The sequence below is a fragment of the Bacillus sp. 11C genome, from assembly GCF_055486375.1.
The window spans coordinates 365,208-379,640 of sequence record NZ_JBUPVZ010000001.1; the positions used below are offsets into that span (position 1 = coordinate 365,208).

15 protein-coding genes are annotated in these 14,433 nt (G+C 38.0%); 1 reads left to right on the top strand and 14 read right to left on the bottom strand.

The features are described 5' to 3' along the window. Positions 1-11 precede the first annotated feature (11 nt). The 7 genes from ACY3LV_RS01840 to ACY3LV_RS01870 all read right to left on the bottom strand — a co-directional run bounded on the left by ACY3LV_RS01840 (position 12) and on the right by ACY3LV_RS01870 (position 6,723). Positions 12-1,841 carry a beta-glucoside-specific PTS transporter subunit IIABC gene (locus tag ACY3LV_RS01840; protein WP_464863293.1) on the bottom strand — a complete coding sequence of 610 codons (1,830 nt, stop codon included), beginning with the start codon at positions 1,839-1,841 and terminating at the stop codon, positions 12-14. Between the two features lie 838 nt (positions 1,842-2,679). Beyond that, complete coding sequence (locus ACY3LV_RS01845) at positions 2,680-3,093, bottom strand: hypothetical protein (RefSeq protein WP_464863294.1); 414 nt, start codon at positions 3,091-3,093, stop codon at positions 2,680-2,682. A gap of 127 nt (positions 3,094-3,220) precedes the next feature. Continuing rightward, on the bottom strand, positions 3,221-3,634 hold the full coding sequence (locus tag ACY3LV_RS01850) for a hypothetical protein (RefSeq protein WP_394715481.1): 414 nt from the start codon (positions 3,632-3,634) through the stop codon (positions 3,221-3,223). Between the two features lie 3 nt (positions 3,635-3,637). Then, positions 3,638-5,254, bottom strand: a complete 1,617-nt coding sequence (locus tag ACY3LV_RS01855) for a T7SS effector LXG polymorphic toxin (RefSeq protein WP_464863295.1) — start codon at positions 5,252-5,254, stop codon at positions 3,638-3,640. A gap of 19 nt (positions 5,255-5,273) precedes the next feature. Further along, positions 5,274-5,543, bottom strand: coding sequence for a YwqI/YxiC family protein (locus ACY3LV_RS01860; protein ID WP_044160050.1), 270 nt, complete (start codon positions 5,541-5,543; stop codon positions 5,274-5,276). 11 nt (positions 5,544-5,554) lie between these two features. Continuing rightward, positions 5,555-5,920 (bottom strand): YwqH-like family protein, encoded by a 366-nt coding sequence (locus ACY3LV_RS01865; protein ID WP_087991918.1) that lies wholly within the window; start codon positions 5,918-5,920, stop codon positions 5,555-5,557. A 374-nt stretch (positions 5,921-6,294) separates the two neighbouring features. Then, complete coding sequence (locus ACY3LV_RS01870; RefSeq protein ID WP_464863296.1) at positions 6,295-6,723, bottom strand: very short patch repair endonuclease; 429 nt, start codon at positions 6,721-6,723, stop codon at positions 6,295-6,297. Between the two features lie 154 nt (positions 6,724-6,877). Between ACY3LV_RS01870 and ACY3LV_RS01875 the strand changes: the two genes are divergently transcribed. Next, positions 6,878-7,984: a DNA cytosine methyltransferase gene (locus ACY3LV_RS01875; RefSeq protein ID WP_059335253.1), complete on the top strand. Its 1,107-nt coding sequence runs from the start codon at positions 6,878-6,880 to the stop codon at positions 7,982-7,984. Between the two features lie 135 nt (positions 7,985-8,119). Here the strand turns inward: ACY3LV_RS01875 and ACY3LV_RS01880 are convergent, their stop codons facing one another. The 7 genes from ACY3LV_RS01880 to ACY3LV_RS01910 all read right to left on the bottom strand — a co-directional run bounded on the left by ACY3LV_RS01880 (position 8,120) and on the right by ACY3LV_RS01910 (position 14,420). After that, positions 8,120-9,745, bottom strand: coding sequence for an AlwI family type II restriction endonuclease (locus ACY3LV_RS01880; RefSeq protein ID WP_464863297.1), 1,626 nt, complete (start codon positions 9,743-9,745; stop codon positions 8,120-8,122). 19 nt (positions 9,746-9,764) lie between these two features. After that, positions 9,765-10,208: a hypothetical protein gene (locus ACY3LV_RS01885; protein WP_464863299.1), complete on the bottom strand. Its 444-nt coding sequence runs from the start codon at positions 10,206-10,208 to the stop codon at positions 9,765-9,767. A 177-nt stretch (positions 10,209-10,385) separates the two neighbouring features. Further along, on the bottom strand, positions 10,386-11,807 hold the full coding sequence (locus ACY3LV_RS01890; RefSeq protein ID WP_464863301.1) for a glycoside hydrolase family 43 protein: 1,422 nt from the start codon (positions 11,805-11,807) through the stop codon (positions 10,386-10,388). 73 nt (positions 11,808-11,880) lie between these two features. Beyond that, positions 11,881-12,060: a hypothetical protein gene (locus ACY3LV_RS01895; RefSeq protein WP_333561732.1), complete on the bottom strand. Its 180-nt coding sequence runs from the start codon at positions 12,058-12,060 to the stop codon at positions 11,881-11,883. A gap of 503 nt (positions 12,061-12,563) precedes the next feature. Beyond that, positions 12,564-12,887, bottom strand: a complete 324-nt coding sequence (locus tag ACY3LV_RS01900) for a hypothetical protein (protein WP_333561733.1) — start codon at positions 12,885-12,887, stop codon at positions 12,564-12,566. Between the two features lie 116 nt (positions 12,888-13,003). Further along, positions 13,004-14,071: a serine hydrolase gene (locus tag ACY3LV_RS01905; protein ID WP_464863303.1), complete on the bottom strand. Its 1,068-nt coding sequence runs from the start codon at positions 14,069-14,071 to the stop codon at positions 13,004-13,006. 61 nt (positions 14,072-14,132) lie between these two features. Further along, positions 14,133-14,420: a hypothetical protein gene (locus tag ACY3LV_RS01910; RefSeq protein ID WP_148963291.1), complete on the bottom strand. Its 288-nt coding sequence runs from the start codon at positions 14,418-14,420 to the stop codon at positions 14,133-14,135. Between the last annotated feature and the right edge of the window lie 13 nt (positions 14,421-14,433).

The following is a 14,433-nucleotide window of genomic DNA, read 5'->3' on the forward strand; positions in this document are numbered from 1 at the left end:
CATCAGTTTTTTTAAGATAAAGCTAGCAATGCTTCTTTTGTCTTCACCTTGCCGATTTCTTTTACAGGCGAAAACGAATATTGGTCTGTGTTGGTCACGATCACCGGGGTGATGACGTCATATCCCGCCGCTTTGATTTGTTCCAGATCAAAGGACACGAGCAAATCTCCCGGTGCGACCTTGTCGCCTTCTTTGACGTGAGCTGTAAACCATTGCCCCTCCAGCTTCACAGTGTCCAATCCAATGTGTATGAGAATTTCGGCTCCCTGATCACTCGTCATTCCAATCGCATGCTTTGTTTTAAAAACAGTGGTAACGCTTCCATGAACAGGAGAAACAACTTCTCCTTCTTCAGGCTCAATAGCGAATCCTTTTCCCATGACCCCGGCAGAAAACACCCCGTCATTCACTTCACTTAATGACTTTACTTCACCTTTAATCGGGCTGTGAATGATTTCTCCGCTGCCTTCATGCACAGACGGCCGCTGATCACTGTCAGACGGCACATCCTCGAATCCAATAAGATAGGCTGCCGCTGTTCCCGCCGCAAACGCAATCACAAGGCCGATTATGGCGTAAATAAACGTTGGGCCGATAAAGACAGGGATACTCGGCAGACCCGCATTCCCCCCGACAATATAGGAAGCAACACCCGTCACACCGTAAAACGCTCCGCCGGCCGCGCCACCCAGCAAAGCCGCCGCGAACGGTTTTTTCAATCTCATATTCACGCCGTACATCGCGGGTTCTGTAATCCCCATCAGCGCCGTGACACTCGTTGTGAGTGCAAGTGATTTAAACTTTTTGTTTCTGGAGCGAAGGAAAACGGCAAAGGATGCCCCGGCCTGCCCCATATTCGCCAAAAACATAGCGGGCAGCAAGTAATCGTGCCCGTTTTGGGCAATGTTGTTAATCATAATCGGCACCAGTGCATAATGCATGCCCGTCATAATGATTAAAGAGAATGTTCCCGCAAGCAAAATCATCGCAATAAGCCCTGCATGATCAAATAAAACGTTCACACCGACAGACAAGTATTCTCCCAAAATAGCGCCAAGCGGACCGACTGTAATCAGCGTCAGCGGCACAACAATCAGCAATGTCAGTGCCGGAACCACAATCAGCTTCAGAGAAGAGTGGGTGATCCGGTCAATCCACTTCTCAACATACGATGCGATCCAAATCGCCAGCAAAATCGGAATGACTGTTGACGAATACGTGGCAGCGGTGACAGGAAGCCCGATAAAGGAAATCGGTTTCCCCGCACCAAGCAGCGCCGTCAAATCCGGATGCAGAATCGCCGCCCCAATCGCCGCCGCTACATATGGATTGCTTCCGAACTTTCTCGCCGCGCTCATTGCAAGCAGGAGCGGCAGGAAATAGAACGCGCCATCACCGACAGCCGAGAGAATCACATGCGCCTGACTCGTCTCTGTCATCCAGCCGAATGTAACGGCTAACGCGACAAGCCCTTTGATCATCCCTGCTCCCGCAATCGCCGGAAGAATCGGGGTAAACACACCAGAAATCACATCAAAGACCGCACTCAGCACATTCTTTTTCTGGGATGATGAACCGGCACTCTTCTCATCACTGAGCTTACCGTGCTGCAGCATCGCCTGGTACACCTTGGGCACATCATTTCCTATGATAATTTGAAACTGACCACCGCTGATATTAGTGCCCATCACACCCGGCAGCTGCTCCAGCTGACCGCGATCCGCCTTCGAATGGTCATGAAGATTAAAACGAAGCCTTGTCATGCAGTGAATCACGCGCTGAACGTTGTCTTCACCGCCTACGAGTTGTAATATGTCTTTCGATAACTTATCATAATCCATGTGAATACCTCCTTTTTATGGGGGAACCCGCTGGATGAAAGGTGGCCGCCTTTCACCAGCTTTTTTTGTATCAAATGCCGCATCACCTCCTAAATTGAGAATAAAAAAAACCTAAATGACACAGATTGCGAGAGTCTCCTCCTGCACCTGCACCATTTAGGTTTTGCCTGCTTTCGCAGTAACAATCCTGACGGGTCGCTTTATTTGTTTGTAGGTATACTTTAGCACTAGGTTTATAGGATGTCAACGCTTTCATTTTTGGTTTTTGACTAAGGGAATTAATAATTATGTAATATTTTTGTTTATAGCGGTAATCCATTTAGTATAGTTTGTTTTTCTTTTACTAAAAAGTCTTGAAACAAATTGCATAATTTATTTATATTTTTTTCATATGAATGTAAACGCGGATTGCATCCGTCATTAGAAGGCTGTCAGAGACTATTTGTTCTTATAATACATCTGCTTTTAGCTTCAGTTTGTTCCCACGCCAATTCAAGGATATTCTCACCTTTCATATTAAGATTATTCCCTAGATAATTAACCGCATAATTTATAATTTCTTGTGAAGAAATTAACTTAAACTGCCTAAACAACGTAATGCAGTTACATTCAAATTCATTTCCCTTGATTATCCCAACTTTATACATCCTTCTATCTCTTCCATTCTGGTTTATTTCATCTGATACTTTTCCACCTCTTTAACGTAATATTTAAAATTAGGAGCTTATTCTACAATAGGAAAAGCTTATTCCACTCCACATAACTGTGTGAGAATAAGCTTTAAAAAGTTATCATTTGCTTTTAAGCATTGTTGCATAAACAATGCTATAACAAATTATTAAGAATGAACCTTCTCAAGGAAGTCTTCATGTATTTTCTTAACCGGGGCACTTGCTCTTGGCAATTTATCATTTATTCGCTGTAGTATGGATGGATCGCTCAATATCATTTGTTTACTCTCGGGAGTCACAAAGCTTCTTAGAGAATCTATGCATACCTCAAATAGCTCTTCATTATCAATACTAAGTAGTGATAGTAATATTGAAAATTCATGCGAACTTCCGTTATTATCCATACAGTATGCCAGTTTTTTTTGCCATTCCAAAGGTTTAGTAAGTGCTTCGTTTTTTAATTTTCCCCAATCATCTGCTCTAAAATCTGACAATATATCACTTGCAATTATACAACCATCATCGTACCATGAGTCCTCAGTTGTTTCAGCAGATAAAAGATTATCCAATTCTCTATACATTTTTTAAACCTTTCAATTATTTAATGATCCATTAATTTTCTTTATCTTCTTTAATATCTCAAAATTTGAAATTTATTGGATATCTCGCTCTTTAGAATGCATATTCTCTTTGTTTACTTTATAAGCTTTATTCTAGTCCAGAATAAGGATTTTCAATATTCCCTTCTAATTCCTCTATAGTTTCCTCTATTAGCTCTTGAATATCATCACTTAGATTTTCTTTTATCATTTCTTGCAATGCCTTGTAACTCTCTGGAAGGCCTAAATAAGCAATTATTGATGTAGCATTATCCATTAGATCATAAGAATTTGGATCCAATAAATCGCTTATTATAAAATCTACTTTGTGTTTAATTTTTTCGTCTAATATCTTATATGTATTCCACTGTCTTTCTGAAAGTTGATAAATTGCTTCAGAAAACTCAATATTACTGACATTATCCTTTTTATTTGCATAAGCATCAATAACCTCATTAAAAAACGCTTCTAATGTTTCTACAGATAAAGCATCGGGTAGTTCATTAAATTTAGAAATATCCATATTTTATTCTCCTTGAACTGGAATGTGTGTTATGTTACTTGGTTTTTTATAGAGTTTACCATCTTGACCAAGAAGTTTTTTTCCTACTTTTATTTGGGCAGTCCACATATTTCCTGAATTACTATCTGGAAACTTTTCTTTTGCATTTAAATCTGGGGAATGCCACTTCACTTCTACTTTTTTACCTTCAATTTCAAAATTGTATTTATATCCTTTTTCTATAGTTTCACTTGCTTTAAATTTATTCGGTACATCCTTTGGTATCATTGATTTTAAATCATCCGCAGAAATTTTTCCGTTCTTGAGCTTATTAGTCGCAAAACTCAAGTCAAAATCTTTAACTTTGTCCAGGTTCTGATTAGATTTTTGTGGGGTTTTCTCTTCTGATTTAGAGATTTTCTTCTCAGTTTTCTCCCTTTTCTCAACTTTCGAAACTTCATCAGTGGCTTTCTCTGCTTTCTTAGACACTTTAGCTAGTTTATTTCCCCGTCGAATCCATTTGATAACTTTAGCAGGCGGCGTTATATTAACACCGGCTTTAAATCGATCTAGAAGTGAGAGTTTTTCATGTGTATGAGGGTCATATCCTAATGCTGCTCGTTCCCAATCGTCTGCACTAAATAACTCCAAACCCATTTCTAAGTATCTCTCTATATCACTTTCATTGTCATCTGGTTCTGGAGATTCATCAACACACTCTATCTTGACAATTATATTTCCATCTATGTAGGCACAGTAAGTTATTCCATCAATAGTTTTATAAATTTTCTGTAGTTTTTTTATATCCTCTTCACTATATACTTTCTTGGTGACTTTTTGACTCTTTATCATTTGTTCTACGCGATTATGGGTAGCCAGCGAATCAACTTCAGGGCCTTCTTTCTCTCCTAGCTTCTTCAACATCATCTCCATCGGAGAATCATCCGCCTGCTTCATTTGCGGGTTAATGGCGCCGAAGGTTTGGTTGATGTTTTCTTCTTCCTTTGATTTCAAGATCGAGCCGCTTTTGTAGCCTGTAATTTCAATTTTCGGGCCGGTGTACATCGTTTCGAGCTGATCTATGTATTTTTTCATTGTTTGAAAATCTGATTTTGCTGTTTCCAGCGCTTGGGTTTGCTGGCCGTCAAATTGAAAGAGCTTATGCAGAGTGTCCGTGATCAGCCTTTCAGCCTGTTCTGTTTCCATCCGAAAAAAGGAGTCATTGACTGTCGGCAGGCTGACGATGTGGTCGATGGCTGATGTCTGGCGATTGACTGCGTCTGTGAGCTGTTCTGTCACTTCTCGCGCATGCTTGATCCCGTGTCTTGCGTCATGTGAGAGAAAAGCCTCCGCAATCATGCCATGAGAGTCGGATTCTACAGAGGAAATGCCGTGCTGCGTTTGTTTCAGCACTTTTTTGTATTCGTCGATAAACATGCCGAAGAAAAGGAGAAAGGGCTTGTGGCACTCCTCGTAGAAGGTTCGGATCGCATCTCCGCCTTTTCCTTTTAACGCATCCTTCATGCCTGCCAGATGCTCAACGCTTTTTTCCAGCTTCTCCAGCTGCTGTTTTTGCTTGTCCAGTTTTTCAATCGTATGCTGAATGCCCTCGTGAAGAGCGTGGACATCTAATGTTTTCAATCCCTTGTCCTCCCGCACTTTATTTCATGGAAGATGATATGTTTTCGTCCGTTTCCTTCATGGCGTTTACCGCGCTTTCCGTTTGTGCGATATGCTTGGCCAGAACGGATGCATATGCTTCAGTGAGCTCTTTGATGTCCTCATTTAATTGCTCGATGGACTTCACAACGTTTAAATGGTTTCTGCCTGAAAGGTGGCCGGGTACGGAGGACTTGAGTTCAGCTGAGTTCTTGAGCTGAGAAAGCCCTTGCTTCACTGTGCCATAGACCATTTTAATTTCCTGTGCCATTTGTGCTCACCTCACTTTTTATGTTTTTCCTGCTCTATTTCATGCTCTATTCTCGTGATTTGCCGTCTTATGGAATATACATCGCCCTCTAATGAATGGATTTTCCCTTCGATGCTTTCGATGATTCCGCTGACCTGTTGGCTTTTGATTTGATGATATGATTTGTTCATTCCATCACGAATATCTTCAAACCGCTCAGCGTGTGTTCCTCTCCATACATCCCGGTTAAGATGCGGCCGGTGAATGAGATGCTGAACCTCGGAAAAATCGTGTTTGATTTGCCTGATTTCGTGCAGCACTCGTTTTAACTGATGGATCTGTTCCTGTTTTTCATGTAAATCGGCTTTGACCGAATGTAACAACATTTCACTATGCATGCCGCAACACCTCATGTTTCTATCAAACTGTGTAAATTCTTTACAATACAGACTATTTTCATATTACATGATGGGTCATATTGGATAAATAGGCAAAAAGGTTTGTCTTACAGAGAATATAAATAAGTATATTTATCTATTATCCTTTTCATTCGACTTTCTCGCGAGTAAAATCCTGCTTATACAGGACAATAAGATCAGGTACAATTGTCCTCATTTGATTCGCGATGCCATTTACAAATATCTGTTACCTATAGTCAATAATAATGATAAAATTAGGATCTATATAAATCTAAAGTGAGAGGGGGCAAATATAGCTTCGATGGGGATTAATTAAGAAAACCATTTTAAAACCTAGATGACTAATCCTCTTATTATCTTTTAGAGTATCCATCTTTTGTTGCTTTTATAAACTTTTCAATTTTATCTATTGCCATGTTAAAATCTTTCTTGAATTCATGCTCCCATATCCTTAAGATATTCCAGCCTTTCTCCTTGTAATAAAACGTTACTTCACTATCCCTGATCTTATTGCGTTTTAGTTTAGCCTCCCAATATTCTTTATTGCTCTTGGGCATATTTCCATGAATATCACAACCATGCCAAAAACAAGAGTCAATAAAGATCACTATTTTATATTTTTTTATTGCAATATCAGGTTTTCCCAATAGAGATTTTACATTTCTTCTAAAACGCACTCCTCTTCTCCATAATTCAGCAAATGCTTTATCTTCTAATTTAGATTTTGATTTTATAGCTTGCATGTTTTTTCTTCTTTGTTCTTTTGTATGTGTATCAGACATTAAATCACTCCTTCGACCTTTTCAATATTCATTTTTCCCCGTTTAATTAAACTTAAATCTTATAAAAGGTAAAAACAAACGTTCCCCTTGCTGCAAAAAAATATGTTATAGTTTATAATATGTATTACTTAGATTAATTAATGGAGGTTTTTATATGATCTTCCGTAAAGGAGAGCTTTTTAGCGGACCCGGAGGACTTGCTTTAGGTTTAACAAGCGCGTGTATTGTTGATGATTCTGGTAATGAATATAAAATCAAACACGAATGGTCTAATGATTATGATGAATCAGCTTGCAAAACATATAGACGAAATATTTGCCAGAACATAGATGACTCGAGTGTAATTGAAGGTCCTGTTCAGGAACTTGACATTGAAAGCCTCCCGCCGATAGATGCTTTAGCCTTTGGATTCCCTTGTAATGATTACAGTATAGTAGGGGAACATAAAGGAATGAGCGGTGATTATGGTCCGCTTTATTCTTATGGTGTTAAAGTGCTTAATTACCACAACCCAAAGTTTTTTGTTGCTGAAAATGTTGGCGGACTGCAAAGTGCAAATGAGGGAAAAGCCTTTATACAAATACTAAAAGAACTTGCCGATGCCGGACTGGGTTATCAATTAACACCCCACTTATATAAGTTTGAAGAATATGGTGTTCCTCAAAAAAGGCACCGTATTATAATAGTTGGTATTAGAAAAGATCAGGATGTAATATTTAAAGTACCTGCACCAACTACACCGGATAAATATGTTTCTGCAAAAGAGGCTCTGCATAATCCTCCGATTCTTGATTTTACAGAAAACCACGAACGCACAAAACATAATCCTAAAACGATTGAAATGTTGAACTATATCCCCCCCGGCAAAAATGCTTGGTATGAAGGGATCCCCGAAGAATTGCGTTTAAAAGTTAAAGGTGCCCGAATGAGCCAGATTTATAAAAGACTTCATCCGGATGAACCATCTTACACAGTAACTGGCAGCGGGGGCGGCGGTACACACGTTTACCACTGGGAAGAGCCCAGAGCATTAACCAATAGAGAACGTGCCCGCCTTCAAACTTTTCCGGATCACTTTGTTTTTGAAGGTAAGAAAGAAAAAGTAAGACAGCAAATTGGAATGGCTGTACCACCTAGAGCAGCTAAAATTATAGGTGAATCGATCTTAAAAACATTTGCAGGTATTGAATATGATTCAATCAAACCCAAGTGGACTTACGAAGAACTAATAAAAGAAGAACAAGTTCCATACATGGTATAAGCAGAATCGCAAAACGATTCTGCTTCTTTTTCACTTTAAAAATAAAATTGCTGCAACCGTAAGTATAGAGATAAATGCAGGAGTTATTGATAGCTTAAACTTCTCTATTTCAATGTACACAACTAATTCACTCTCCTAATCAATCTGGTTTATTTCTGTTAGAAGCTGTTCAATTGAAGAATAACTTTTATTTTTTATCGCTTTCATAAAAATCTTTACTCTTTCTTTTGGAGACAAATCATTCTCTATACAAAAATCAAGTAAACCTAGTAAAGTTCTCGCATTCAATAAAATACCATTAATAGAAAATCCCTGAAGATTTCTTACAGTCAATTTATTGATCTTATCTAAATTCTTGACACCTCTAAATTCATCAGCTGCTGTAACATAACCATAAAACATCATATCTTTTTTATCATATCCTTTATAATTTGGTATATATTCAGATGCCATATGAGAAGCAAAAGATGCGCTCAAAGCGAACTTTCCTTTATATCTTTTTGCATCAATTATTCCAAAAAAATCATCATAACTAATTAATAAATCAATTTCAGTTCTTTCATTATTAAGTGCTTTGGGATGCATTGTTACATTAAATCCAAGAGCTTTAAAGATCTCACCTGTCTTGTCCTCAAATAAGAGATCATTTGTTTCATTTATATAACCTTCAACAAAATCTATATTTAACGTTTTATATTCATCTTTCGAGAGAATATCATGAGCGATATTTTTTGAATCACGCGGCGGAAATACTTTACTTAAAACACCTATCAGTTCTTCCTTACTTAATGATTTCGGTTCTGGTATACCTTTGAGAACTGATTGTACTTTTTTTTCTGTTTTTTTAATATTTGTAGCAGGTTTTATACCATTAAAACCACTCGCTTTATAGCTATGTATATCAAGTCCATTATTCTCAGCCATTCTTTGCAAAGAAATTAGATAACGTTTATTGAAAGGGTATTTAATGTCCAATAAATCCATCTCTTTATTAAGCTGCTCTCTTTTACTACTTTCAACAATCAGCGCTTTCCCTCTAATATATTCGACCATTCCTGTATATTCACTTATGAGCATAAAAGTATGTGCAACATCTGAATGTGCTGTATAAAAATTACGTGCCCCTTTATCAGACCTTTCTCTATGATCATACTTTTCAGCTATTAATTGTTTCATCTTTTCTTGTTCTTCTTTGCCAGCTTCACGGAAACTGATAATTTTATCAATAACTTCTTCTACTTGATCATCTTTTTGAGCGGTCATTACAAAGTAGGTGATTTCTTCTTTTGTTAGATAATAATTCAGAACTCCATGATTTGCAACTTTTACCAGAAATCTAACTGGGCGTAATTGGAAATCCTCGCTAAACTTTGGTCTAAAGCCTTTTTCTAAAAAATATGCATTTGGATATTGAAGAGTAAGTATTTGTTTCCTAATATTTAAGTAAACATCTCTATCTTCTAATATAGCTTTTCCTGATTTCGTAAATCTAATTTTCCCGTTATCATCTAAATAACAATAAGCAAAAGTTCTCAGCATCGCCATCCATGTTCTTCCTCCAGAACCGTCAGCACTTATATTTTGTCTTTTTACTCCTTTATCAGCAAGAACTTGTTCAAACTTTTTATGAACCTCACGATTCCCTGTCCATGTTAATGACAGTTTCTCGGTTGCCTCATAAAGTGCTTCTATGGCATCTTGATGAAATTTGGGATCCCTTTCAGGCCTTGTTATAAACCATACTAACCTCTCAGAAGCCACTTAACATACCTCTTCTCTCTTATAATTCTTTTATTTCTTTATATATCTTTTCTTCTTCAGTGCTTATCTTTTTTTTCTTCTTTAATAATTCAAAATAATATATTGTACTTTTTAAAATACCTTTATTGTCACTTAAAAAAACAGTTAAATCTGCATCTGCAATATTATTTGTAACTTTGATAATCTCTAAAGCCTCATCATCAATAATTTGTTCCAATGTAATTTCTTCTCTCTTTCTTTCTCTTAATATTTCATTTACAGACTCAAGATACCTTAGAATTGTTGTTAATTTAGGGCTCTTCATTTCATTCAGCATTTTATTAAACGCATTGTCACTTTTTCCAGTTCTAATACTCAACTGCTTTTGTTTAATATCTTCTCGTGATAAAACACTGTTTATATTATCTAAAATTTTTTTTGCTGTAACCTTCTCTAAAAATTTTTGAAGAGTTTCTGTACTCATATACACCTCTTTTAAATATTGGGTTTTATACAAAATAATTCATATTATTATCATAATACAATTTTTCACCTCTTAATATACTCTATAGAGTACTCTTTTCTTCTTCTAATAACTTTTTGAGCTTTCAAACAAAATCAAAAGGCCCTTCAAAAGGCCTTTTGATTAATAATTTATAGCTTATTTATTAACTCCCCAAACAGCCTCACCGCTGCCATTCAACACACTAAACGTCATTACGTTCTTCTCTCTCACCGAATCCCACTGCTGTAAAAACACTCCGCTATACTTCTTGCCATCTAACGTGATTTCGGCTGTGTTTTTACCGGTTTTCTTCCATGTCCCTTCCATTTCCCCGGAAATGGTGTGGTTTTTATTGAGCTGAATGTTGATGGTTTTTTTGATGTCGGCTGAGATGTCTTTTCCGTGCTGGATGAGTTTGTAGGTTCCTGTGATGTCTTTTTGTTTTACATCTTTCAGCGTTTCACCCGCGTAGCGATATGGCGCTGTTACCGGCCAGCCGTCTTTGTTCATGAACATTTGATGGACTCTGACCTGGTGTTCTTCACCTCTGCCCGGGAAGCGGGTGTGGAAGAGTAAATAGGAACGTCCGGTTTTTTCGTCATAGTATGCCGAGTTGTGGCCTGGTGAGACGTATCCTGTTCCTTTTTCATTTTCTGTCTCAAACGAATAGCTGCCCATGAGTTTGACACCGTATGGTTCGATGGAGCGGTCGTCGAAGATTGTGCCTTCTTTGCCGCGGACGTCAATCATTGGGTTGCCTTCTGCGTCATAGTAAGGGCCGTCCGGTTTTTTGGAGCGGACCACACGGATGTTGTAGCCGCCTGTTGCGTCGAGACCGCCATAAGACAGGTATAAGTAGTAGTACTTGGTCTCTGGATTGTAGAGAACATACGGGCCTTCAATTCTGCTGTGGTTGCCGCCGAGCAGTTTTTTGCCGTATCCCTGGCCAGGAAGCGGGAAGCCCGTTTTCGGATTCATTTCTAGAATGAAAATGCCGCCAGAGTATGATCCATACACCATCCACAGCTTGCCGTCTTTATCAAAGAAGGTATGCGGGTCTACGGCATTTGGATGTTGGGTCGCGTCATACGGTGTTCCATCGTTGCTTGTGCCCTCCATGCCTGATTTCAAAAAGATGCCTTTGTTTTTGTATGGACCTTCAATGTGATCAGCGACGGCCACTCCCATGGCCGATCTTGGCGAGTCACCGCGGCAGGCGTTGTAGTACATGTAGTATTTGCCGTCCGCCAGCTGTGTGACGTCAGCCGCCCACAAGGTATCGGATTGCGCCCATTCGAAGGTATCTTTTAATTCTTCGTAGACATTCGGAATCAGAGGATTGTTGTTACTAACGTTGGTGGTCAGCTGTTGCCATTGCATGAGGTCATTTGTTTTTGCTGAAGCGAGATGAGATCCAAAAACATAAAAGGTGCCGTTTGTCTCAATGACGGAAGGGTCATGTACACTGACTTCTGTAAATACAGGTTTTTCTCCCTTTTTTGCATAAGCGGAGTTTGGCAGGGTGAAGGCCATGATAAGGGCTGCAAGAAAACATACACGGAACAATCGGTTCAACATCTAAACAGTTCGCCTCTCTTTTTTATTAAATTTTTAAGCGCTTACATTTTTCTTATGAAAAAGCCCGGGTCCGTTATAAAGGCCGGATGTTTTCATATTCAAACGTTCCCCCCTGTTCTCTTACATTGTCCATGATGTTCATGACATCCAGAGAGAGATGGATGGTCTGGCTGCCTGCTTGGCGCAGGACTGTAGCTTGCATATTCTCTACTTCATAATTCAACCCTTTTGCCGTTTCTCCTTCTTTCATCATCTCTGTTTTTCCATGTACGGATGTTATGAATGCGCTTTGTCGATCTTTAAAGTTGTCGATTATGATAAAACCATCCCTAATCGAAAAAAGTTTATAAAAAGTACGCGTCTGTTTAGATGAACACTTATGAATTATATTAGTCCGAAAGAACACCTTTTAACTTATCGGTACGATAAACAGCGGGTTATTACATTTATGCCTCTGACTTTGTCCACTGGTCAATAGTTGTACATAGCAAAATCATCGAAAACTGCTTCAGTAACAAATCAGGGTGATTAACCAAAATAAGCAGAGCCACCGACTTTTTAAAAAGCACAATACAAAAAGAGACTGGAATATTATATCCCCTGCCTCTTTTTGTATTATTTTTTTTGAGGTTGATATCCACTTTCTTGTTTGTTTCAGTTTCTAACATTTGATCTTCGTGGATTCGATTATGTGAGACGTCTATTTAAACTCTTTTTGAAAAGAAAATTAAAAGTCACTAGGAGCTATTATCTTGCCTAGCGGTCAAATATGACTTCCATCTCTTCAGAAGTAGACGAGTCTGTTTGCTCCACTGTTCCTCCGACTAACCACATTCCTACTTTATCAGCTGCACTAATTCCTGCATCATAAGCTGCTTTTGCAGCTGATCCAACAGCTTTTACACCTTTCCATAAAGCCTTAAGTCTATATGGCTCAACAGTTCCTTGTTCGTTTGCTACCACGATCTGTTTTTGATAGTCAGTATTATTTGCAGCAGCATTAGCAGACGAATATGTGCCTGCCGATATAAGAATTGCAGTTCCAAGTACGATGCCCATTGCTTTTTTGTTCAACTTCACTTTAATCACCCCCTTTTAAGTAATATATTACCATTAAAAAGTGGTATAGGGTATTGAGAAATATGATGAATATCACATAAAACAATAGGTGTTTAAACCTTATTTTTATTAAGTTTTCAATACTCGGCATTCAGATGCAGTTCCTTGTCTAAAAGCTTTTGTATAAATTCATCAATATTATGTTCGATCTTCTGATATTCCTCATAGTCTAAATCTTTTGTAAAAAACACAATCTCCGTCGTGTTGCCTTCTTTATCTGTAGCTAATACTGTTTTATTAATTATATTTAGTGTTCTTCCGTCTTTTCCACCGATGTACATTTCTTTGTTTGTTTTAATAGCTAATAGTCTTAAAAGTTCCTTTTTATATTTAAATTTATCTTCGTTAATATGACGCAATACTTCTGAATATACTTTTGCGCTTGCTTTAGGAAGGTATCTCGTCATAGTTTCTTGTTCATCTAATGTAGGCTGATAATTTTTGTAATCCGGATATTTACCTTGCTCATTCAGTTTTTGAATAGAGTTTACGAGATTGGTATACTCCTCATAATTAAGTTTTGTAATTCTGCCACTTGTTTCTTTAGAAGAGGAATCCCTATACTTCCACTTTATATAGTGGTGGGTCAGTTCGCTTAAACCAATGGGATAGAGTTTATCATGGGGTTTATAGTTTTCGGTTATAGTATTGTTGACGTTTTCTAATCCAAGTTTGTCCAGCAGGTAGTCAGTATTTGGGTTTGAACTATGGGTAAAGAGACTTCTCACAATTTCTTCCAACTGAATAGTCTTTGCATGTACTCCTTTAATTGTTTTAATTTTATTTAACCACTTTTTATGGTTATCATTCTCTCTTTTAATGAGCACATAATCGTCTAATTTTTTTAAGGGTATCTGTTCCTTAGGATTGATTATTCCTTTTTCCACCTGCTTAATGAACTCTATAGCAATCATAATCTTATATACACTCGCTAATGGCATGCTATTATTCTCTGAGATGCTGATAACTTCTTCTCCGTTTTCAACTAGAATAAAACTCGCTTTTTCTGGATTTTCATTAATGAAATTTACTATATACTGAACATCACTGGCTTTAAAATAATAGAATGCACATCCAGCTAGTATAAGGAGAACAACAAGAATACTGCTGATGGCAATCAGAACACGTTTGACAAATTTGCTCATGTTTCCTCCGAAGAAAAAGAAGCGTCAGCTAAACGCATTCGCTTCCAGATTATCTGATTTATTATTGGTCGAACAGCACTTCCAGTTCATTTTTATTCAGGTCATATTCTTTCTTAGAGTTTGCAGTGCCCCACTGATCAGCAGCCCATGCGCTTGTAAATTGTTTTGCAATAAATTTTCCCCCTGCAAGCACCCATTTGCCAACTGCCTGAGGTCTCACTTCTTCTTTCTGTTCATTAATAACTTTTTTGTTAATAGAGTTTGCTGTAGCAGAAGCAGAAGTTGAACTGTAAAAAGTGGTAACGACTAAAGCAGCACCTAGAGCAGCACCTAATATTTTTTGTTTCATTATGAGCAGCACT

What these genes read in the sequence shown, in the direction of transcription:
- ACY3LV_RS01840 (WP_464863293.1), bottom strand. Translation starts at nt 1,841, where the DNA reads ATGGATTATGATAAGTTATCGAAAGACATATTACAACTCGTAGGCGGT.
- ACY3LV_RS01845 (WP_464863294.1), bottom strand. Translation starts at nt 3,093, where the DNA reads ATGTATAGAGAATTGGATAATCTTTTATCTGCTGAAACAACTGAGGAC.
- ACY3LV_RS01850 (WP_394715481.1), bottom strand. Translation starts at nt 3,634, where the DNA reads ATGGATATTTCTAAATTTAATGAACTACCCGATGCTTTATCTGTAGAA.
- ACY3LV_RS01860 (WP_044160050.1), bottom strand. Translation starts at nt 5,543, where the DNA reads ATGGCACAGGAAATTAAAATGGTCTATGGCACAGTGAAGCAAGGGCTT.
- ACY3LV_RS01865 (WP_087991918.1), bottom strand. Translation starts at nt 5,920, where the DNA reads ATGCATAGTGAAATGTTGTTACATTCGGTCAAAGCCGATTTACATGAA.
- ACY3LV_RS01870 (WP_464863296.1), bottom strand. Translation starts at nt 6,723, where the DNA reads ATGTCTGATACACATACAAAAGAACAAAGAAGAAAAAACATGCAAGCT.
- ACY3LV_RS01875 (WP_059335253.1), top strand. Translation starts at nt 6,878, where the DNA reads ATGATCTTCCGTAAAGGAGAGCTTTTTAGCGGACCCGGAGGACTTGCT.
- ACY3LV_RS01885 (WP_464863299.1), bottom strand. Translation starts at nt 10,208, where the DNA reads ATGAGTACAGAAACTCTTCAAAAATTTTTAGAGAAGGTTACAGCAAAA.
- ACY3LV_RS01890 (WP_464863301.1), bottom strand. Translation starts at nt 11,807, where the DNA reads ATGTTGAACCGATTGTTCCGTGTATGTTTTCTTGCAGCCCTTATCATG.
- ACY3LV_RS01895 (WP_333561732.1), bottom strand. Translation starts at nt 12,060, where the DNA reads ATGATGAAAGAAGGAGAAACGGCAAAAGGGTTGAATTATGAAGTAGAG.
- ACY3LV_RS01905 (WP_464863303.1), bottom strand. Translation starts at nt 14,071, where the DNA reads ATGAGCAAATTTGTCAAACGTGTTCTGATTGCCATCAGCAGTATTCTT.
- ACY3LV_RS01910 (WP_148963291.1), bottom strand. Translation starts at nt 14,420, where the DNA reads ATGAAACAAAAAATATTAGGTGCTGCTCTAGGTGCTGCTTTAGTCGTT.